Consider the following 20119-nt stretch of genomic DNA (forward strand, 5'->3'; position numbering starts at 1 on the left):
TCCATTAATGCATAGAACATCTAATAAGTAACCCCGAAACCTATATATATTAATCATTCTAAATGAATACTTAAATTTATTAGTAGTATTATGATCAGACCTGCAGTTCCTTCCGATGCTCCTCAAATAGCCCGCTTAATTATTCAGGCTCTCGAAGATCTTGCTGTAAAATATGTTGATAATCCAGATCCATATCAGGCCGTTCCATTGTTTGAGCATTTTATAGGATTGCCTGTCAATCAGTATAGTTATGAAAATATATTGGTTTGTGAAGAACATGAAGAGATATGCGGTTTCATAAACGGTTATGATGGAGCAGATTTTGAAAAGCTGAGAGCACCTTTCTTGAAATTTATCCAATTGGAATATGGTGTTCAGCTTAATCCGGAACTTGAAACTGAAGCAGGAGAATATTACATAGACACGTTAAGTGTTTCTGAAGGCCATCAGGGTAAAGGGATTGGTAAACAGCTGATTCATGCGCTGATCGGAAAAGCAAAATCTTTAAAAGCGGATAAGATTGGCTTACTGGTAGATCAAAGCAATCCAAAAGCAGAGAAGCTATATACCTCAATGGGGTTTAAGATCGTGAATGAAAAGGATCTTTTAGGCGGAAAGTACAATCATATGCAATATACCTAATCACATGCAATACATCTGATCGTATTGTTAGTGCTTTATACACTACTGCAACGCTACTTCGCTATAAAGATATTACATGGCCTTACTTTGCCGCATCTCATTTTTTAGTTAAATTGGGATCTTTATAGATCTTATGAAACACTTCTTTATCTTTTTTATCGCCATTGCGCTCATTTTGCCTGCATCTGCTCAGCAAACTCAAAAACCTGTGTTGTATGGAAGTAACTGGATGGCCATTACCGGCAAACCGTTGGCGGCAACTGCTGGAGCTATGACCTTTCAAAAGGGTGGCAATGCGGTTGATGCGGCATGTACAATGCTTGCTGCAACGTGTACCATGTGGGATACGCTAAGCTGGGGCGGAGAAACACAAGTGCTGATCTATAATCCGAAAACGAAAAAAGTGATTGCAATCAATGCCATGGGTGTGGCCCCAACAGGCGCAACTCCGGAATTCTTTAAGGGTAAGGGATATAATTTCCCACCCGAATATGGCCCGCTTGCGGCAACCACACCTGGTACTCCCGGCGGACTGATCTATATGCTGGCACAATATGGAACGCTAAGTTTAGAAGAAGTATTGGCTCCAGCGATGCAGATGGCTGCTGGTTACGCCATCGAAGCACAGGCTGCAAACAGTATGGAACGTGGAAAAGCACAGATCAAACAATGGCCATACAGTAAAAAAGTATTTCTTCCTCATGCTGGTGAAAAACGGGAAGCTCCGGAAGCAGGGGAGTTATTTGTGCAAAAAGATTTGCTGCAGACGCTCAACAAGCTGGTAGAAGCTGAACGTAAAGCATTGAAACAGGGAAAAAGCAGGAAAGACGCCTTGATGGCTGCGTACGACCGCTTCTATAAAGGAGACATTGCCGAAGAATTTGTACGCGGCAGTAAAGAACAAGGTGGATTAATCACCATGGAAGATCTGGCTAAATGGAAACCTATCGAAGAAGAGCCCTTAACGGTTAACTATAAAGGAATTGATGTCTACAAAATGAAACAATGGACCCAGGGTCCGGTGATGCTGCAGGCCCTGAATATTCTGGAGAACTTTGACCTGAAGAAAATGGGTTACAACAGTACTGAATATATCCATACGGTATATCAAGCCATGAACCTGGCCTTTGCCGATCGTGATTTCTATTATGGTGATCCTTATTTTTCTCCGGAAGAACCGATCAAAGGACTATTAAGTAAAGCCTATGCAAAACAACGTGCTGGATTAATTCAGTCCGCCAGCAACAATCCCAACATCGGTCCGGGAAATCCATATCCTTTTGAAGGGAAGACAAACCCTTATCTAAATCTGCTGAAAGACAGGGGATATGAAATGGATACTACCAAACGCAATTTTGCACCCAAACATGATATGGGGATGAATACCAGTCCGGATCAGGAATACCAGGAGCGTTTATGGCTTGGTACAACATCTGTTGAGGCTGCCGATAAAGAAGGCTGGATTGTTTCCATTACCCCAAGCGGCGGCTGGCTTCCGGCATGCATTGCCGGAAACACCGGAATTGGAATGAGCCAGCGGATGCAAAGTTTTGTGCTGGACTCTGCATTAAATCCTTTCAATGTAGTTGCTCCTGGAAAAAGACCCCGTGTAACCTTATCGCCATCATTGGCCTTAAAAGATGGTAAACCTTATTTGTCTTCTGCGGTACAAGGCGGAGACACACAGGATCAAAACCTGCTGCAGTTCTTTTTAAATGTGGCCGAATTTGGGATGAATGTTCAGCAGGCATCAGAAGCGGCCAATTTTAACAGCAACCAGCTTTGGCTTTCTTTAGGAGGTACTAAAACGGACGACCGCAAGCCAAAACCCGGACAGATCCTGCTGCACGACAGCACTAAGGAATCTGTACGAAACGAATTAAAGAAAATGGGCTATGTACTTAGCTTTGACGACCGTACCAGCGGTCCGATCAATGCGATCTATTTTGACTGGAAGCACAAAACCTTTACCGGCGGTTCGAGCAACCACGGTGAAGATTATGGGATTGGCTGGTAATACAGAATCGCTTTTTATACTCAAATTGCAGTACAATTTATCCGAAGCTAAAAGCAATTACAATTGCTCTCCTATGTCGATTGCTTTACAATAATATTGAACTATATTCTAAACCGACTTTAAAATTTCGAGTACGGTATCAGTTACGTCGCCAAAGATGGAAATGCCTGCGGCACCATTCTGCATGGCATACTCCATTCCCGATTTTAATTCTTTATCGGATTTAAAGTCAGGCAGATAAAGTCCGGCATATAAAGGAAACTTACCTTTGAGGCCATTGGTTCCTTCTTTAACTGCATCACCGATCCATTCCACAGGTTCTTTGTAGAAACCGTGATAGATCATTGGACACACTCCGCTCAGATTCCAGTTTAACCAATCCTGACGTACATTTCTACGTGCCACTTCCGGTGTAGGAAATACGGCTGCAGTGATTGGCTTTTTATGTGTGCCGGCAACAACAGCCAGTTTGTTTACAATTTTAGTGATGGCATCGTAGCGGTATTGTCGCCATGAAAGGCTGGCATCCGGATGGGTTATAGATTTTAAATCTATTCCGCGGAAAGCCTTAAAACCGTCCTGACAAGTTTGGCAATAACAGAAATCATATTCCGGAAGTTCGCTGGTCTGAACAATCTTATAATTATCCCAAAGGTTAACGGGAAGGATGACATCACAATAGCGTACATAATCCAGGTGAATACCGTCTACATAATCTTTACTGAGAATCTGCTGTACATCATCTTCCAGGTATTTTTGCACTTCCGGCTTAGAAGGACAAAGCCAGCGGTAATAATCTACATAAGGCGGGTGGGTGATGCAGCTTTTTCCATTCCTGCTAATGGCATACCATTCCGGATGGGCGGCCATTAATGAATCAATCCTCCTGTTCATGGTCCACATCCAGCGGTGCGCTTCAATCTTTTGTGCTTTTGCTGCACGGTAATGCTTTTCGCTGTCTTCTTCAAAGAAGATCCCGCGAACACCAGCATCATAATATTTTTTATAGCGGATGGCAAGTTCCTGTTCCGTATCGGAATGTTTGGGGTTGATCCATATCCAGTGCTTAGCATTGCCGGCAGGAGCTGTGGAACTCGGTTCTTCTGTAAAAGGCCTGGCGGTTTCTTTTTCTTTAGAAAGACTTACAGCAGAAGCTGTGCTGCTCAATGGGAGCGTTGTTGCGGCAAGGCCGGCAATGAGTCCTGATTTTACGAAATTTCTTCTGCTGGTCATCGTTTGATCGTTTTAATGAGTCCGTCCTGGTTAATGGTTAGAGACGTTTGTTCGTTAATTTTCAGGGTGATGTAAAATTGGCTGGCCGTTGCCTCCAGGATGAGTGTGAACGGTTTGTCGGCAATCGCATAGGTATCAGACATAGCCAGTTCATTTAACGTGTTGGCATACTTGCCATTTTTCTGCTGATAATCCTTTTGCTTGTAATAGGCCAGCCACAAATATTCTTTCTGCTTTTCATAGTTTGGCTGGATGGTGTCTGTACTAAAATATAAATAGCCCCAGCGCTCCGGTAAATGCATGTTAATTACCCCTTGCGGCGACCACACCCAATTGCGTTCCGGCAAGCCCTTTCCTGCAGGGTCTTTCTTCTTGACGTATAGCCCGTTTACAATTTCAGTATCCCATTCAACCCTTGAAAAGTTAATGCGCCACAGATCACCATCTTTAGGGATCTTCGCGGTATGATCGGTTTTTATGGCTTCATAGGGGATGGCCATTTCAACCGTCCAGCCCTGGTCAAGGTCTGTTGATTTATTGATCGTACCCTGAATCTTTACCGCAGTACGAAGTCCGCGGGCTTCCCAGTTATTCAATGGGGTTCCATTATTGCGGTATGGTTTATTCAGAAACAGATCCCAAACGGTGTTTAACGCATTTAACTCTATTTCCATATACTGATGGGTATCGTTATCCGGATCCAAAAAAACTTCAAAGTCATTGTCATAAAAAATCACCTCATCATGTTTGCTGATGTTTGCCCAGACCTGTGGCTCTTTCATTTCTACGGCGATGTACAGTGATTCTTTGTCCCAGATCATTTTACAGCGGGTAGCCAGATGAGGTTTGGGTTTTTTATCTCCCTCAATATCTACGAAGTTATCCGTCCATGGAATATTTTTCCAGATGGTATCGTTTATATCACCATCAATAAGAGGCTTAACCGTCGTAAATCCCGCGGTATATTGCTTTGGCGGTGTAAAAAGGTTTTCATAACCTTTAAACAATTCCTGTGCACCTGCTGTATAGGTAACCAGGGATAACCCAAGGCACAATAATACCGGTCTTACTCCTTGCTGATTAAATCTTTTCCGCTTAAATTCCATTCGTTATCATAAAAACCTGCATATTCAACTTCATTGGCACCATCAACCAGCATTTTTAACCGATAGATCATGATGTCCGGAAATCCGCTGCCACCTGCAAAATACTGATTTGCATTGACTGCATTCATTCCATTGATCCCGCTTCCCGAGATTACCGATACAGTATTGGATTCTGTTCCGGCAATTGGCCATATAAAATAGGTTCCCAGATCACCGCCAGTCCATTTTTTGTTGCCTGCAGTAATGCCAGCTGCCGTTACTTTGATCGGGCAATCGCCCAATAGTGTTTTCCATGCCGCATTTGTGCTGGAGTTACCAATCAGCACGACATTTCTGCCTGCATATTTAGACTTTGAATATGCTTTATCGCTGATGATGTCTATTGCACCGTTTCCACGGTAATACCAGGTTTCTGCATCGAAACGTGCTTTATTTATACTCCATTCCTGTTCAGCTTTGGTTCCGCCAGTTGCGTAAACATAGACCATGTTCTTATTAAATCCTTCTTTAAAGGTTCCATAACGATGCGGGCCTTTTACTTTAGAACCCGGAGCTCCAACGATTGTCCATTCAGTAACTGTTTTCTGTATAAACAGGCTGTCGGTATCGCTTTTAGTCGTGTATTTAATTGGATTTAGTCCATCCAGTGTCAGGGTTATTGCTTTATCCTTTCCGAAGTCGGCCAGCTTAATTTTAAGCAGCTGTACGTTTTCAACGGAACCGGAAAGTGTGCCTGCATTGAGGTTACGTGTCAGTTTAACCCGGCTATAGTTAAGCGGACTGACTTGCTGATGAATCGAGATCCAATGGTTAGACGCAGAAATCCCAGGACTGGCGGTAGTAAAATCTATCGTATTGATTTCCTTTTCCGGTGCCAGTTTATGCCATTTAAAGAAATCGAAGATCGGTTTCCAGTCTACACTATGATCGCCGTACCAATGTGATCCGCCTGGATATTCATAATAGCTCAGATCAGCCTGGAAGCTGGCCAGCTGTTGTTTCATTTGCCGGGCATAGTTAACAGAAACAGTTTCATCGGCATCCCCATGGAGAATATAAACGCCCAATTGTTTGTAATTGTAGGCCAGTTTAGGAACATCGCTCTGGTTACTGGACCGTAATAAGATCTGTCCGATTGCAAATTTGCTGCTGTCTGGGATTAATCCGTCGGCAGATCCGTATCCTTTTAGCGTTGGATAGCCGGCACAAGGAGCGATGGCTGCCCATTTATCGGGATAGGTTGCGCCAAGAAACCAGGTACCGTGACCACCCATGGAGTGTCCGGTTAAATAAATATGCTGTGGATTGGGCTTCAGGTCCTTTTTAGCCAGATCCAAAACCTCAAGCGCATCGAGGCGACCCCAGTCTTCCCAGTTAAAACCTCTTGGCCGCCTGTTGGTTGGCGTTACCAGGTCTCCCCAGTCCTTAGATTGGTAAGCTTTGGCTTGGCCGATGGCTTCTACACCAGCACCATGTACAGAAAGAAACAATGCTGCGCCTGGTTCCTGACCACCAACTTTAGGTGCTACTGCATAGTATTGAAGACTGCCGTCGATGTTACTTACGAATGTATTGATGTATTTATCTGCTGCAGAGACACTTTCTATATTAACCATTTTCAGATCCAGCTCTTTACCATTTTGAACCAGTGCAATGCTGCAGATGTTTATTCCTTTAGGAATTGCAGCTTCGCCATTTATGCTGAAATAAACCTTTCTGGTGGAGTACGCTGGAACGGTCTGCAGGTTGCTTTTCATTTCCTTTGCACCCAGTTTACTGATCATTTGCAGATTGGTTAGTGGTTTTGCAGTGGTATTGATGACTACTACAGCAGCTTTCAGGTTTTGTGCGGGTTTGCCTTCAATGATGTAGGGAAGGGTTGCATCCTGAACATCCATGAAGATTGGCTTTGCAGGAAAGGTAAGGCTGGCCTGAATGTTCTGTCCGCGGACTAATACATCATTCTTTCCTTTTTTTAATTTTACCGGGATGTTTAGCCATCCGGAACTGTAAGGATCCCCGGCATGTGGTTCTTCATTGACATATACGGCGCTGTTGCCGCGGATATTTAATATCGCTACGGTTTCATTGGGAGAATTATAATCGAAATATACGTAGTTGGCTGCAGCACCTCTGCCTCTAAACCGGTTGGCCGTATCTGCTGTGATCTTTGTCCACTTTAATTCAGCACCAGTCCCAGTTTTACCGAATACCATTCCATCTGCTGGCTGGACCCATGTTTTTGTATACAGACTGTATGCAACCGGATCTGTATATAATGCTTCTCTTCCATAACGTGCTCCTGCATTTACAGAAAGGCCTGTTTTGAAGTAGTAAATATCCTGTGCGAATGATGTATAGGAGCAGAATGATAAGAAAATTAGCACTAAAAAAGGCTTTAACTGCATTTTTGCAGCATTGATAATGGCATTTTTTTGCATGGTTTGGTTTGTTGTTGAGAATTAGACTACTAAAATGAACATTTTATTGCTGATTTGATAGTTTTTAATGGGTTGCAGATGTAAAAATCTAAATAGAATTCAGGTTGGGGTAGCCAGGGAACAAACTATAACTTGCGCAGAACATGAACAAGAATGTTACTTGGCCTAATTGTTGTTTAATATATCACAAATATTAGTAATCATATAAAACAATAAATTATGAAACTTTATAAATCTGCACCATTGGTGCTATTGGTAGCTGTACTTACACAGAGTTGCGTAAGCAATAAAAAGTATGCAGCACTACAGACCAGCTATAACGAATTACAAGAAAAGAGCCGGGACCTTAACCAAAAATATCAAGGTAGTCAGCAAGAACTTTCTGGTACCAGCTCCAGGGTAAAAAGTCTGGAAGAGCAAATTGCTTCAGAGCGTTCTAATGTTAAATCGTTACAGGATGCATTGGCAAAATGTCTAAATTCCAGCAGCCAGGGAAATGTGAACATTTCTAAATTGGTAGATGAAATTAATGCTTCAAATAAATACATTCAGCACCTGGTAAATACAAAGAACAAAAGTGACTCACTTAATGTGGTGTTAACGAATAACCTAACCCGTTCATTAAGCAGAGAAGAGATTAAAGATGTCGATGTACAAGTGCTTAAAGGTGTAGTATATGTATCTCTTTCAGATAACATGCTTTACAAATCTGGTAGTTATGAAATTTCAGATAAAGCAGGGGAGACCTTGTCTAAAATTGCAAAGATCATTAAAGATTACAAAGATTATGATGTGCTGATTGAAGGTAATACAGACAACGTACCAATCGCAACGGCTACTATCCGCAACAACTGGGACTTAAGTGCTTTAAGGGCATCTTCTGTGGTTCAGTCGCTTCAAAATACCTACGGTGTTGAACCTAAACGTTTGACCGCTGGTGGCAGAGGTGAGTATAACCCGATTGCCGGTAATGATACGGAAGCTGGTAAAGTTAAAAACAGACGTACCCAGATCATCATTACTCCTAAGTTAGATCAGTTCATGGAATTGATTGGTAAAGCTCCTGAAGCTGGCGGACAACCTGCCAAAACCAATTAACCGGTATTATCAAGAATTATAGTTCATCAACTCTTTCTATGCGGTTTTCTCCGGATAGAAAGAGTTGATTTTTTTTGTCGTCTATATCAAAAGTGATGTCCATCTTATTTTCGCCTATATAGTCAATTGCCGCACAGAGTGAATATTCATTGATATCATAGCCGGCTTTAAATCTACCTCTGCCTTTTTCTGTAAACATGATGGTATCTGGAATGATGCTTACATTTTGTATTTTCCCCTTACCGTATTCATAATCCAGGATTAGCTTTTCCAACGCGCCACTCTGGTCAATTTCTTTTTTAAGCCAAACTGCAGATGCGGCAGAATCATCTAATAAGTTTTTTGGTGCGGCTGTAGTAAGGTCGAAGTGTTTTGAATATAGGGTCATCATATTGTATTTAATTGCTAATATCCGATAATAAATTTGTATCTTGCTTATCGGTTCCTGCCTCTTTTTAACTGGTCAATATTCCTTGTGAAGGATTCGTAAATGATTACCAGTTTGCTGCCTGATATTATCACCAGGTGATCGTTTCTATAAATTTTGAGTTAGTTTGGGTTCGGGTCGGGTTCGACTTGGGTTCGTGTCTAGTTGCTGTCTCCTTCGTATATACTTCGTGTCTCATTCGTATCTGGTTCGGCTATTATCCTATAAGACACGATTCATACTGCTATTTGAGTCATGCTTATATGCTAGTTATTGTAGTGCCTAACTAGGCAGTTGATATGCCCGCCCGCCTCTGGAATCTGCTAAAAGGTATGATTGATCACCCTGACGGGATGCTAGGTGTATCGTTCATTTTAAAGAAAATTATAGGATGCTTCTATTTAATTAAAACAGAAGCATCGGGTAACTGTTTTATTTGAAATAACACGATCATGGAAAATCAAGATAAGAATAACCTCCACAACCAGGAAGATGTAAATCCAGGTTCAGCACTCGATAAACTAGTAAAAGATACAGATGCCGATGATTTGCCTGATACCAACGGAACTGGTTCTAATCGCCCGGTACCAACCTCTGGATCCGTGATCATTACCGATTCGGATGCCGATGATGTTGAAGCGGACGATACTGATGAAGAAGCGTAGACCAGATCTATGCAGAATAGCGCTAAAAAAATAAAGATATTAGGAATTGCTGTTGCGTTAGTTGCGGTTGTAGCTGCTTTGGTTTATTTGTTTAAACCAAAGGCTACTCATGCTGAGAATTTCAAATGGGGCACCGCTGTGAGCGACCGCTACCTGGAACCTGTTCATGTACTCGCTGCAAACTTTATTCTTCCGGATGGGGTTTCTGTCGGTGCATCTGATTTTGGAGCAGAGATAGATATGCCTGTAAGTGGCGAATGGTCGGTTGGAAATGGAAGTATGGGATCAGATCCTTGTCCGCTTCCAGAGAAGCTCTATGTGGACTGGCTTTCTCTTTCCGAACGTCTATGGTATAAAGGTGTATTTAAGCTCCCTGTAGAGGAGATAAACACTATTTATGAGCAACTTAAAGGTAAGCAGCTTATCCTGGGATTGGCAGCTAAGGGTGGAGTGGTTCTTTGGATTAACGGAACTGCAGGTAAAAAGCAAGTTGCATCATTCAAAGCAAACGCGTATCAGCCCAATTGGGAAGGGATGTATCCCAATGGAAAAGAAACGGAAGATGAGTTTATAGATCGGGTGTATGCTAAACTTGATGCCGGGGAACGTAATGAGTTGGATTTCAGGCAATCCTTAAATAATCAGAAACCGGTAAATGGTATTTTTACAGGCATTTATGAATTTATTACTGCACAAGAAGTTGATGGGCAGTTGATGATGATTGCCAGGAAGTATAAGGACACACTCGGACTGATGACTGCACCAGAACTGGTTAGTGGTCTGGTACAGGGCGACCGGATCAGGCTAAGCTGGAAATCGAATATCTATACACCATCCGGCGATACGAGCAGTACTCCGAAGCAGCATGAACTCGCTATAAGTACTAAGCTGGTTAAGAAAGGGAAGCTGGCAAAGCTGATGAAAAAGGGGATGCCTAAATTAACTGCGTCTTATCATTCAGAAAGGCTTACTGAAGAGGGTAAGGATTTATTTTATCGTGTGCTAAAATATTACCTGGCTAATTCCACTGATCTATTGATCCGAAATTCTGTAGACAAATATCACGACCCGCTGGTGTATGAGGTAAACGACTTCGAGATTAATGGGGATTCATTTTATGAGATTGTTATATTTCCAGATCTGCCTAAGCCGCAGTATATGAAAAAGGTTTATTATCATTCCCGTCATCTTTTTAACTTCCTTGAACTCCACGAATTAAATTACTAACCTGATCTTATGCGCTATCGTTCCTTAAAATTTTCTGTATTACTTTTAAATTTTCTGTTTATTTCTGTATTTGGTTTTTCTCAATCTACTGTAAAGAAAGACCTCTTTAATCATTTGATCACCAGGGTAAAGGGAGATCTGAATAAAGATGGGATTCCAGATCAGGCCACTGTTTTTCAGGATACCGTTAATGATCAATCACCGTACCGCCTTCAGGTCTTGTTTGGAAAGCCGGGTGGCGATTATCAATTGGTGATGACCAGTTTAAAAGCCATTTCTCCGCAATATCCTGGTGGTAAGAATGGATATGTGGATGGAGGTGGTTTTCGTTCACTGGAGATCAAGTCAAACGTGCTGACGATAAATGTTGATCTTCTTCGTGGCGGTTTCTGCAATAAGTTCAGGTATCAAAATGGTAATTTCGAGCTGATTGGTTATACAGGTGGTTTTTCTGACGGTCAGGGTTCTATGTACCATACCGACTACAATTTATCAACGGGACTACTTTTAGAAACGAAGGAAAATTATGAGACGGGAAAGATGCTGAGCAATACCCGTAAAATTGTAAAGGTAAGACCATTGCCAAAGCTTCGGGATTTTGAACCTGAAAGCGAAGTATATCACTAAGCTGGTTATAAAGTAGCGCATCACTTGATATTCATGGACTGCAAATCAATAAAATGTATTACATTACAAAGTGAAAATCATAGATGTTACCTGTGCAATAATTGTTAATGCGGATCAGCAAGTTCTGGTTACGCAGCGTAGTGCGGCTATGAAGCTTCCTTTGAAGATGGAGTTTCCGGGCGGAAAAGTTGAGCCTGGTGAAACACCATCTGCATGCCTGGTTCGTGAAATTAAAGAAGAACTTAACCTGGATATCTTTACGCTGTTTGAAATGCCTTCAAATACCCATTCTTATCCAGATATTACCATAAACCTCATTCCATTTATTTGCGGCATTTGTGGCGGCAATATTGAGCTGAGGGAGCATGCTTCTTTTATGTGGACGGATGCCGCAGATCTGTTAGCGCTTGATTGGGCAGAAGCGGATGTGCCAATCGTTAAGAATTATTTATGTTCTGTAAAAGGTCAATTGTTATAGATCCTGCATAGATACTATCTCCGCGTTACTGATGCAAACGGGGCAGGCGTAACCATGGGGAAGTATGGTTTTTATACCCGTCCACGGCTATACACTATATTTTTATAGTCGATCTCCTTTTGCCTTTGTTCATTCGTGATAAATGCGCGCTCATAATTATACCTGCAAGCAGCATTTAACTTAGTTTTGCCTTTCGAATAGTTTTTAAAACCTTTATTGATCAGCTCATTGAAATGGCTTAAAAATTTCATGAGTAAGCCTAATTTAAATGATGTGATCAGCTGAGCACCGCTTGGTGGTTTATTGCTGGCATGATGCAGTCCGGTAATGATGTATTTACCTTTACCTCTTCGACCGACTAATGGACCTGTCTTGTTATAAAACCCTCCAAAAGGTCCTGATGATTGAATCCCCATATTATTTATTTAATGAGCCTGTATAGACGCTGTTAGAAACTTGTTTATGATTGGCAGCAATAAAAAACACGTAAGTCTCCATGTATTGACTTCTTAAATTTTCAGGAATTTCCAAAGTTGCTGTTCCTTTCAATCTGTTTGCTGCGTATAAGGTGTAGATCGAAGTATTTGTATTAGGGAAATAGGCAAGGAGCATGGATGATATAGTATTATTTTTAGAGTAGTTAACAATTTGTACCCATTTGAATAATTTTGATAAACAAAATTAGTATATAAACGTTGATTATATGATGGCAGATGTGCATTCTAAAGAAGTTCGCTCTTATAATATGAGCAAAATAAGAAGTAAGGATACCAAACCTGAACTTCTTGTTCGCAAATTTTTGCATGCCAATGGTTTCAGATATAGATTGCATGTGAAGGATTTACCAGGCAAACCAGATATAGTTCTTCCGAAATATAAGACCGTAATATTTGTTCATGGTTGTTTTTGGCATGGACATGAAGGATGTAGATATTATGTCGTTCCAAAAACTAATATTGAATATTGGTTGCCAAAAATTAAAAAAAATATTTGCCGGGATGAAATGGCTGAAAAAGCATTAAAATTGTTAGGCTGGAGTGTAATAACTATTTGGGAGTGTGAATTAAAAAATAATTTAATAAATTTTACTCTAAATACACTAATTGACAAAATTTAAACGTCACCTTTTAGTGATTTAAATTGACAATAATCGGCTGGTAAAAATTTCATGTTATATTTGTGTCCTAATGTAGATTATGCTAAAAGAGTTAACACAAGTTGATCACGAAATTCATAAGTATAAAATTCCATATGCAGTTTTTATAAAACTGCGTAGTTTTGCTTTGAATCACTTAAACTTATCTAACATTAATCATCTAAGAGATAAATTTGAAGGTCAAGATTACCTTAATAGATTCTTGCTGAAATGTTATTCTGAGATTGCGTTTAATAAAGCATTTCAATCTGAAACATTTGATTTAGAAATTTATAAAAAGTATAAAAGCTATAAACAGACGTTCAAGCTAGCGGATAAAAAAACGGAATTAATCTTTTCTGATTTTGAAAATTACCCGCTGATTCCAAAGGGCGATTATGAAATTGCAACGATAATTTTTGTCAATTTATTTTCAAGAGAAACATGGATCTTAGGATATCTAGAAATGGATATATTAAAGATTCTAACTAAGACTCAATCGCTTTCACCTATTCTTTCTAGAAATAATTTAGGCTATTTCAAATTTTTCAAAGAGATTAAAACTATAAACAGTTGCTAATATAATTAGTATTTGTACTTTTGACCTTTATCACGTATTTTATTATTAACTTTTTACTATATAACTTATTTTAATCGTTGATAGTTTTTGATGCGATTTGGTAATAATCTTTTTTTTAATGAGTATTTTTCTTAACCTTTATAAATATGATACAAAATAATACTATCCATAAACCAAAAGTTATTTCTTTGTTTAGTGGATGTGGCGGGCTAGATCTTGGATTTCATCAAGAAGGATATGAAACTGTATGGGCAAATGATTATGATCACTGGGCTTGTGAAACGTTTAAGAATTATTTTGGAGATAATATTATTGTCGAAGGAGACATTGAAAAAATTGATCCCTATACTGATAAGAGTATACCTGAATGTGATTTAGTACTCGGCGGTTTTCCATGTCAAGATTTTTCAATGATATGGAAAAGACCCGGACTAAATGGAGAGCGAGGAAATTTATATAAAAGTTTTTTAAGATTTGTTGATGCTAAAAAGCCAAAGGCGTTTGTGGCAGAAAATGTTAAAGGACTTTTAACCGCGAATAATAAAAAAGCAATTCAACAAATAATCGAAGATTTCGAGAATATTTTACCTGGATATATTGTTACACCTAAGTTATATAATTTTGCAGAATATGGAGTACCTCAATTTAGAGAAAGAGTTTTAATTGTTGGAGTTAGAATAGATACTGGCTTTAATTTTATGCATCCTCAACCAACACATGGACCTAAGGGTAAGACACCATATAGAACGTCAGGTGAGGCAATTCAAGGAGCTCAAAATATTTTGTTAAATAATGAACATGCAAATATTGCTGACAAGACTAGAAGTTTATTGAGTCTTATACCTGAGGGTGGGAATTTTACAAGCATACCAAAAGATCATCCATTATATGTTAAAGGTATGATAAGCCATGTGTATAGACGTTTGAAGTTAGATGAGCCGTCAAAAACGGTTATTGCGGCAGGTGGAGGAGGAACATGGGGTTATCATTATCCCGAACCGAGACCTTTGACAAATAGAGAAAGAGCAAGACTTCAATCATTTCCAGATGACTTTAAATTTGAAGGCAGTATTACAGAAGTCAGAAGGCAAATAGGTAATGCTGTTCCGCCTAGTGGAGTAAACGCTATTGCTAAGTCTTTACTTCCACTATTTGAAAATAAATATAATAGAATTAACTTAGAAGATGTAAGAGATGAGGTAGCTTCGTTTTCTTTTAATAAAAGATTAGATATGATTGTATCAAGATAGCTTAAATATGGAATTGCTCTTGTCTAATTTTTCACCTGCTAAACTTGAAAAGAGATCTTTTAAAGATTTTTTTTCAATTCAACTTTCTGAATGTAATTTATTAAGGATAGCTTCAGGTTATATTTCTGCTGAATCATTAGTAGATTTAAAGAATGTTATTGAAATTAATGGTGGTCCTAAGGTTGAATTAATGATAGGAATGCATTATTTTGATGGATTCACTAAAGGACAACTAAATGCAGCGATTGAATTAAATGATTTTTTACTAAAATCAAGTATGGGTTTTGTAAGTGTATCTATAGCTTCGAAATTTCATGGAAAGATGTACTCTTTTATTAAGTTTGATAATACAATAAATAGTGTAATAGGATCTTCTAATCTTGGAAGTATTTTGAACTCTATAGAAAAGCTTTACGAAGCAGATCTATTAGTTTCAGGCAAATTAGCGGAAGATATTAATACAAGAATAATTGATTTAACTAAAAAGCTAGCCGTAAATATAGATGACTTAAATAATTTTAAGATTATTGAAGAAAATGATTTGTTATCAGGCAATGAAGGAGTTGAAAGAGTGAGTAAAGCCGAGTTATTAACTATCTTAAATAATTTATTAGAATTAAGTTTTGATATTCCCGTTAAGAGTGAACCAAAGAGTAACATGAATGTTTTTTTTGGTAAAGGCCGTAAATCACCATTGAACGGATATATAATGCCAAGGTCATGGTATGAGGTTGAAATAATTGTTTCTAAATCAATAACTTCAGTTTCTAAATATCCGATTAATCAAGAGTTTTATGTAGTAACTGATGACGGCTGGAAGTTCAAATGTAAAACGAGTGGAACTTTTAGTAAAAATTTTAGATCTTCTAATGATTTAAAAATTTTGGGTAAGTGGATTAAAGGTCGATTAGAAAACTCTGGAGCTTTAAAAGTAGGTGAACGAGTGGATTCGGAAATTTTAAAGAAGTATGGTAGGGACTATATTACTTTGACAGCGACTTCAATACCTGAGGTTTGGTTTTTAGATTATAAATCATAATTATTATGCATTTTGAAAATTATTTGCAACACATATCCTCTAAAGGAGATGGCTTGACATTAAGTGTTAAATCGACATCTGATAATATAGAATCAATTGTGAATTCTGGATTTGATTACAAATCACATTTCACTGGATTACTACTTGGTAATGTACAAAGTGGTAAAACAGCTCAAATGTTTGGTGTAATTGGAAAACTAGCAGATAATAGTTTTGATCTTTTTCTAGTGTTAACCTCAGATAATAAAAATTTACAGGAGCAGACTCTATATAGAGCAAGAGAGTCGTTAACAACCTTTAGTATTTATGGCGAAACAGAAGATAGTCTTTTAAGATTCGAAGATTTAAGCCGTCCGGTACTAATTGTCATTAAAAAAAATTCTAATGTATTAAAGCGTTGGAAAAATAATTTAGCTGGCTCAAATTTTTGTAGCGGGAGATCTATTGTCATTATTGATGATGAAGCAGATGCGGCATCTTTAAATACTAAGATAAATAAAAGACAGGTATCAACTATTAATTCTAGATTATTTGATATAAAAAATCTTTGTACAAGTAGCATATATCTAGAGGTTACTGCTACCCCTCAGGCATTAATATTACAAACTCAAACTTCTGGTTGGAAGCCAGATTTTGTACATTATTTTTCTCCAGGACTTAATTATCTGGGTGGGGAGTTTATTTATTCAGTGCCTAAATCGTTCTGCATTAGGGATACACCTGAAAACGAATTAATCGAAATGAGAAACGATGACTCTCCTATGCCTATAGGATTGAAATCTGCAATGCTAAATTTTTTAATCGTTTGCGGTGATTTTAAACTAAGAAATAAGGACAATTGTAATTTTCTTATACATCCTAGTGTTCGAATTGGAGACCATGAAAATGTAGCGACAAAAATTGGTGAAATACTAAATGATTCTCTGCATTTAATCAATGAAAGTACTGGTCACTTTTATAAAGAATTAGAGGTTGAATGGAAAGATCTTCAAACATCAAAGCCCGATATTTACCCTCTTGAAGATATTTTTGATATAGTATTGCAATTAATTAATGATGATAAATTTAATATTCAAGTTTTAAATTCTAATAATAGTTTAGAGATTAATTATTATAAAGGCTATAATATTTTAGTAGGAGGAAATAGTTTAGGTAGAGGGGTGACATTTCCTGCGCTTCAAACGGTTTATTATTGTAGAAAAGCTAAAACTCCAAATGCAGATTCTTATTGGCAACACTCTAGGATGTTTGGTTATGATAGAATACCTGGCTTACTGCGAGTTTTTATCCCGAATACTTTGAATAAAATTTTCACCGAACTTACATATTCTAATAAAATATTAATTGAGCAAATTACTAAATATGGTTTGGACGGTGTACAATTAATATATCCTAAAAATATTAGGCCTACTCGTAAAAATGTAATTGATCAAAGTGCATTAAATTTATTGACAGGCGGGATTAATTTCTTTCCAAATGATCCTATTGAGTCGAATTTTAGCCTATTAGATGAGATATTAAAAGACTTTGACGAAAATGTTGAATATTACGATGTAGACTCACAATTAATTCTTAAATGTTTAAATAACACAGGGTCAAATAATAAGGAGGATTGGAATAAGGATAAATATATTAATAGTATAAATGGACTTTTGGAGAAAAGACCTACTGAGAAATTCGCGCTAATCGTTAGAAGAAATAGGGATATTTCAAAAAATACAAGAACTTTACTATCTCCTAACGACAGAACCCTTGGTGAGCGTCTAAATGGTCAAACAGTATTAACTATGTACAGAGTTACTGGAAAAGTAGAAAAAAAATGGAAAGGTAATCCATTTTGGATTCCAAATATAAAACTTCCTGAGGGTATTTGTTTTTATGATGTTTAAACTCTAGATAAATAGTTTTTTAGACTTGCAAAAGCCAAATTACTTTTTCTATGTAACATTCTGTGACAATTTGAGCATACCAAAGCTAGATCTTCAGGTTTTGTTTTTGTATTTGGCTCCAAGTCAGAAAGTGGTGTAATATGATGACATTCAATAAATCCGAATCCTACTTCACCATATTTTGAATAAAAGTCAAAACCACAAATCTCGCATTGTAGTTTATTGAATTTATTTAAGGCATCATTTTTCTTTTTTAAAACTATGTTTTTATTTCTCTCTCTAAGTTTATGAAGTCTATACAATACTTTTCCTTCTGGAACGCTTTCTTCATCATCATCACTATTTATCAAATGAATTTCCTTATTAAGATTTTGATCAACAGTTATTTGCCTAATTGATAACGCAATTTTGTTTAGACTTTGCTTATCATTCTTAAATTCATTAAATATTTGAGCATCTAGTATACTATAAGAAGACATCCCTTTTCCAGGACGATCAATCGCTAAAAAATTGCTCAATTTTAAACTTACACCATTTGGATTTCTAAATTTTGCCTCATCTGGCTTAACTTCATGAATGGGTAAAAGATTTATAATTCTTGACAATTCAATAATGTCTGGATTTCCCGCATGAACTTTTCCTGATTCTAGCTTAAAATAAAGGTCTAAAGCCAATATTATTTCATCTCTATGCCATTTTGGATTTCTCATAAAATTGAATTTTATATCAAAATAAGTAAAAATTATCAATTTTTATTTATTAAGTTCAATTTCTTGTGAGCAGATAATTTTCAATTGTATCTGTATATTCGTTGCCATGTTAGGTCTTAATTCATATCAGGAGCAATTGGAATTTGATGGCTATACAATTATTGAAAATGTATTTTCTGAAGCACAGATTCATAAAATGCTTCTGATAATTGATCGGGCGGATACTTCCAGGAAAACCTTTAGGAAATCAGCTGATCTGTTTGCCATTCGTCAGTTCCTAAAAGAAGTACCTGAGATAAATGAATTGATCTTTAATGATGATTTTAAGAATCTGATCCAACAGCTTTTCGGTAAGGGTCAATTTGTGGTAAAGTCTATCTATTTCGATAAACCCGGACAATCCAACTGGTTTGTTTCCTATCATCAGGATCTCACCATTTCTGTTGATCAAAAAGTTGACCTTGAAAACTATAACTTTTGGACGGTTAAGCAGGATCAGTTTGCCGTTCAGCCTCCTTTAGAAATATTAAAACAGATCTATACCGTTAGAATCCATCTGGATGATACTGATGAAAACAATGGTGCATTGAAAGTGATTAAAGGCTCTCATTTAAAGAATATATACAGACCGGAAGATATTGACTGGGCTAATGAGCAGGAGCGTACCTGCAACGTTCCCCAAGGTGGTATAATGATCATGAAGCCGCTACTGCTCCACAGTTCCAGCAGAACCGTTAACAATAAGAAAAGGAGAGTGATCCACATCGAGTTCTGCAATCAGGAACTTCCCCAGGAAATTAATTGGGCAGAAAGAATGGAATTTGCTGCTACTGAATTTGAATAGGACTATAATTTACGACTGCCATAAAAATTTCGCAGTTTTTCCTTCCTTACAATCGAATAAATAGGCGACTCCGCCTCCGCCGAAATTCATTACTGTGCGATGGTCAGGTCCTTCTTCCAATTGGGCAACAAAGTTCATGGGCTTGCCGCAACAGTCTCAGTCAGGCCTTTCATCTCCCTGAATCCAGGAGGGCGATCCATAGAGCTGTCCTAAAACTTCTCTTTGATTTCCTGTCCAGTTTTCTCTTGCAATGTCATAATCATCTTCTGCTGTTTCTACAAGTTTCACGGCGTATTCAGTTGCTCTGAGCGATAATTCACTATCAATTGGTTCGAAAAATTCGATATTTTCAGCAGTGACCACATTCACTTTATTTCCACCACCTTCTGCATCCCATTCATCACACATCCCCGGATCGTTGTTACACATAAAAATTTGTTCTAAGCCAATGTCCGTTTTGATCTTCCCAAGAAACTGCATTTCAGCATCGCAAGTTTTGCATTTTGGCCATTCTACCGTTACTCCGGCTTCTTTTACAGGAAGTCCGCCAAAACTGGTTTCATCAAGTATGTTCTTTTTAGAATCGTCATTAATCAGTAGATGGATCATATCTTTTGGGTTTAGTGTAACTAACCTACAAACGTTTAGGAGCAGCAGTTTGTTCTCCAATCTGTGCAATAGCTTTTTAAAGCTAATAAATTTACAACTGGT

The 20119-nt window shown here is 38.1% G+C and carries 21 protein-coding genes; 13 read left to right on the forward strand and 8 right to left on the reverse strand.

The genetic code is table 11. The features are described from left to right. Positions 1-90: 90 nt before the first annotated feature. Both ATK78_RS02435 and ATK78_RS02440 read left to right on the forward strand, forming a co-directional pair. The gene (locus ATK78_RS02435; protein WP_133574463.1) at positions 91-642 is read left to right on the forward strand and encodes a GNAT family N-acetyltransferase; all 552 of its coding nucleotides are present in this window, start codon (positions 91-93) and stop codon (positions 640-642) included. 133 nt (positions 643-775) lie between these two features. After that, positions 776-2659: a gamma-glutamyltransferase family protein gene (locus ATK78_RS02440; RefSeq protein ID WP_166664803.1), complete on the forward strand. Its 1884-nt coding sequence runs from the start codon at positions 776-778 to the stop codon at positions 2657-2659. 108 nt (positions 2660-2767) lie between these two features. Here ATK78_RS02440 and ATK78_RS02445 read toward each other — a convergent pair whose 3' ends face one another. The 3 genes from ATK78_RS02445 to ATK78_RS02455 are packed head-to-tail and all read right to left on the reverse strand — an operon-like array spanning position 2768 to position 7439. After that, entirely contained in the window at positions 2768-3892 is a 1125-nt protein-coding gene (locus ATK78_RS02445; protein WP_133574464.1) for a family 10 glycosylhydrolase, read from the reverse strand. After that, positions 3889-4998 carry a carbohydrate-binding family 9-like protein gene (locus tag ATK78_RS02450; protein WP_133574465.1) on the reverse strand — a complete coding sequence of 370 codons (1110 nt, stop codon included), beginning with the start codon at positions 4996-4998 and terminating at the stop codon, positions 3889-3891. Before ATK78_RS02450 ends, ATK78_RS02445 begins: the two co-directional genes overlap by 4 nt. Next, complete coding sequence (locus tag ATK78_RS02455) at positions 4959-7439, reverse strand: carboxylesterase family protein (protein ID WP_243732415.1); 2481 nt, start codon at positions 7437-7439, stop codon at positions 4959-4961. The genes ATK78_RS02450 and ATK78_RS02455 overlap by 40 nt, the downstream gene beginning before the upstream one ends. Positions 7440-7658: 219 nt before the next feature. Here ATK78_RS02455 and ATK78_RS02460 point away from each other — a divergent pair, with 219 nt between their 5' ends. Beyond that, entirely contained in the window at positions 7659-8537 is an 879-nt protein-coding gene (locus tag ATK78_RS02460; protein WP_133574466.1) for an OmpA family protein, read from the forward strand. Between the two features lie 16 nt (positions 8538-8553). On the opposite strand, the gene ATK78_RS02465 is transcribed toward ATK78_RS02460, so the two are convergent. Then, positions 8554-8928, reverse strand: a complete 375-nt coding sequence (locus ATK78_RS02465; RefSeq protein WP_133574467.1) for a hypothetical protein — start codon at positions 8926-8928, stop codon at positions 8554-8556. A 488-nt stretch (positions 8929-9416) separates the two neighbouring features. Between ATK78_RS02465 and ATK78_RS02470 the strand changes: the two genes are divergently transcribed. From ATK78_RS02470 to ATK78_RS02485, 4 genes are all read left to right on the forward strand, one after another. Continuing rightward, complete coding sequence (locus tag ATK78_RS02470; RefSeq protein ID WP_133574468.1) at positions 9417-9629, forward strand: hypothetical protein; 213 nt, start codon at positions 9417-9419, stop codon at positions 9627-9629. Between the two features lie 9 nt (positions 9630-9638). Beyond that, on the forward strand, positions 9639-10856 hold the full coding sequence (locus ATK78_RS02475; RefSeq protein WP_133574469.1) for a DUF2931 family protein: 1218 nt from the start codon (positions 9639-9641) through the stop codon (positions 10854-10856). Between the two features lie 9 nt (positions 10857-10865). Further along, complete coding sequence (locus ATK78_RS02480; RefSeq protein ID WP_133574470.1) at positions 10866-11483, forward strand: hypothetical protein; 618 nt, start codon at positions 10866-10868, stop codon at positions 11481-11483. Between the two features lie 70 nt (positions 11484-11553). Next, positions 11554-11961, forward strand: coding sequence for a (deoxy)nucleoside triphosphate pyrophosphohydrolase (locus ATK78_RS02485; RefSeq protein WP_243732416.1), 408 nt, complete (start codon positions 11554-11556; stop codon positions 11959-11961). Between the two features lie 71 nt (positions 11962-12032). Here ATK78_RS02485 and ATK78_RS02490 read toward each other — a convergent pair whose 3' ends face one another. Beyond that, on the reverse strand, positions 12033-12377 hold the full coding sequence (locus ATK78_RS02490; protein WP_133574471.1) for a DUF6266 family protein: 345 nt from the start codon (positions 12375-12377) through the stop codon (positions 12033-12035). A 1-nt stretch (position 12378) separates the two neighbouring features. Next, complete coding sequence (locus tag ATK78_RS23100; protein WP_394346936.1) at positions 12379-12609, reverse strand: DUF6266 family protein; 231 nt, start codon at positions 12607-12609, stop codon at positions 12379-12381. A gap of 55 nt (positions 12610-12664) precedes the next feature. On the opposite strand from ATK78_RS23100, the gene ATK78_RS02495 reads away from it, so the two are divergent. The 5 genes from ATK78_RS02495 to ATK78_RS02515 all read left to right on the forward strand — a co-directional run bounded on the left by ATK78_RS02495 (position 12665) and on the right by ATK78_RS02515 (position 17854). Then, positions 12665-13078: a very short patch repair endonuclease gene (locus ATK78_RS02495; protein ID WP_243732417.1), complete on the forward strand. Its 414-nt coding sequence runs from the start codon at positions 12665-12667 to the stop codon at positions 13076-13078. A gap of 79 nt (positions 13079-13157) precedes the next feature. Next, complete coding sequence (locus ATK78_RS02500; RefSeq protein ID WP_133574472.1) at positions 13158-13676, forward strand: hypothetical protein; 519 nt, start codon at positions 13158-13160, stop codon at positions 13674-13676. Between the two features lie 146 nt (positions 13677-13822). Then, the gene (locus ATK78_RS02505; protein ID WP_133574473.1) at positions 13823-14926 is read left to right on the forward strand and encodes a DNA cytosine methyltransferase; all 1104 of its coding nucleotides are present in this window, start codon (positions 13823-13825) and stop codon (positions 14924-14926) included. 7 nt (positions 14927-14933) lie between these two features. Further along, positions 14934-15965: a restriction endonuclease PLD domain-containing protein gene (locus ATK78_RS02510; RefSeq protein WP_133574474.1), complete on the forward strand. Its 1032-nt coding sequence runs from the start codon at positions 14934-14936 to the stop codon at positions 15963-15965. 5 nt (positions 15966-15970) lie between these two features. After that, positions 15971-17854 carry a Z1 domain-containing protein gene (locus ATK78_RS02515; protein WP_133574475.1) on the forward strand — a complete coding sequence of 628 codons (1884 nt, stop codon included), beginning with the start codon at positions 15971-15973 and terminating at the stop codon, positions 17852-17854. Here the strand turns inward: ATK78_RS02515 and ATK78_RS02520 are convergent. Beyond that, positions 17851-18564 (reverse strand): HNH endonuclease, encoded by a 714-nt coding sequence (locus ATK78_RS02520; RefSeq protein WP_133574476.1) that lies wholly within the window; start codon positions 18562-18564, stop codon positions 17851-17853. The genes ATK78_RS02515 and ATK78_RS02520 overlap by 4 nt on opposite strands. A gap of 106 nt (positions 18565-18670) precedes the next feature. Here ATK78_RS02520 and ATK78_RS02525 point away from each other — a divergent pair, with 106 nt between their 5' ends. After that, a complete protein-coding gene (locus ATK78_RS02525; RefSeq protein WP_133574477.1) occupies positions 18671-19408 on the forward strand; it encodes a phytanoyl-CoA dioxygenase family protein in 738 nt (245 codons plus the stop codon). A gap of 156 nt (positions 19409-19564) precedes the next feature. Here ATK78_RS02525 and ATK78_RS02530 read toward each other — a convergent pair whose 3' ends face one another. Next, entirely contained in the window at positions 19565-20017 is a 453-nt protein-coding gene (locus ATK78_RS02530) for a hypothetical protein (RefSeq protein ID WP_133574478.1), read from the reverse strand. Positions 20018-20119 lie beyond the last annotated feature (102 nt).

This window comes from Pedobacter metabolipauper, assembly GCF_004362715.1.
Classification (GTDB): Bacteria; Bacteroidota; Bacteroidia; order Sphingobacteriales; family Sphingobacteriaceae; genus Pedobacter; species Pedobacter metabolipauper.

Coding starts and splice junctions, on each gene's coding strand:
- ATK78_RS02495 (WP_243732417.1), top strand. CDS start 12,665: ATGATGGCAGATGTGCATTCTAAAGAAGTTCGCTCTTATAATATGAGC.
- ATK78_RS02515 (WP_133574475.1), top strand. CDS start 15,971: ATGCATTTTGAAAATTATTTGCAACACATATCCTCTAAAGGAGATGGC.
- ATK78_RS02530 (WP_133574478.1), bottom strand. CDS start 20,017: ATGATCCATCTACTGATTAATGACGATTCTAAAAAGAACATACTTGAT.
- ATK78_RS02525 (WP_133574477.1), top strand. CDS start 18,671: ATGTTAGGTCTTAATTCATATCAGGAGCAATTGGAATTTGATGGCTAT.
- ATK78_RS02465 (WP_133574467.1), bottom strand. CDS start 8,928: ATGATGACCCTATATTCAAAACACTTCGACCTTACTACAGCCGCACCA.
- ATK78_RS02460 (WP_133574466.1), top strand. CDS start 7,659: ATGAAACTTTATAAATCTGCACCATTGGTGCTATTGGTAGCTGTACTT.
- ATK78_RS02475 (WP_133574469.1), top strand. CDS start 9,639: ATGCAGAATAGCGCTAAAAAAATAAAGATATTAGGAATTGCTGTTGCG.
- ATK78_RS02470 (WP_133574468.1), top strand. CDS start 9,417: ATGGAAAATCAAGATAAGAATAACCTCCACAACCAGGAAGATGTAAAT.
- ATK78_RS02490 (WP_133574471.1), bottom strand. CDS start 12,377: ATGGGGATTCAATCATCAGGACCTTTTGGAGGGTTTTATAACAAGACA.
- ATK78_RS02505 (WP_133574473.1), top strand. CDS start 13,823: ATGATACAAAATAATACTATCCATAAACCAAAAGTTATTTCTTTGTTT.
- ATK78_RS02520 (WP_133574476.1), bottom strand. CDS start 18,564: ATGAGAAATCCAAAATGGCATAGAGATGAAATAATATTGGCTTTAGAC.
- ATK78_RS02510 (WP_133574474.1), top strand. CDS start 14,934: ATGGAATTGCTCTTGTCTAATTTTTCACCTGCTAAACTTGAAAAGAGA.
- ATK78_RS02500 (WP_133574472.1), top strand. CDS start 13,158: ATGCTAAAAGAGTTAACACAAGTTGATCACGAAATTCATAAGTATAAA.
- ATK78_RS02435 (WP_133574463.1), top strand. CDS start 91: ATGATCAGACCTGCAGTTCCTTCCGATGCTCCTCAAATAGCCCGCTTA.
- ATK78_RS02445 (WP_133574464.1), bottom strand. CDS start 3,892: ATGACCAGCAGAAGAAATTTCGTAAAATCAGGACTCATTGCCGGCCTT.
- ATK78_RS02455 (WP_243732415.1), bottom strand. CDS start 7,439: ATGCAAAAAAATGCCATTATCAATGCTGCAAAAATGCAGTTAAAGCCT.
- ATK78_RS02480 (WP_133574470.1), top strand. CDS start 10,866: ATGCGCTATCGTTCCTTAAAATTTTCTGTATTACTTTTAAATTTTCTG.
- ATK78_RS02440 (WP_166664803.1), top strand. CDS start 776: ATGAAACACTTCTTTATCTTTTTTATCGCCATTGCGCTCATTTTGCCT.
- ATK78_RS02450 (WP_133574465.1), bottom strand. CDS start 4,998: ATGGAATTTAAGCGGAAAAGATTTAATCAGCAAGGAGTAAGACCGGTA.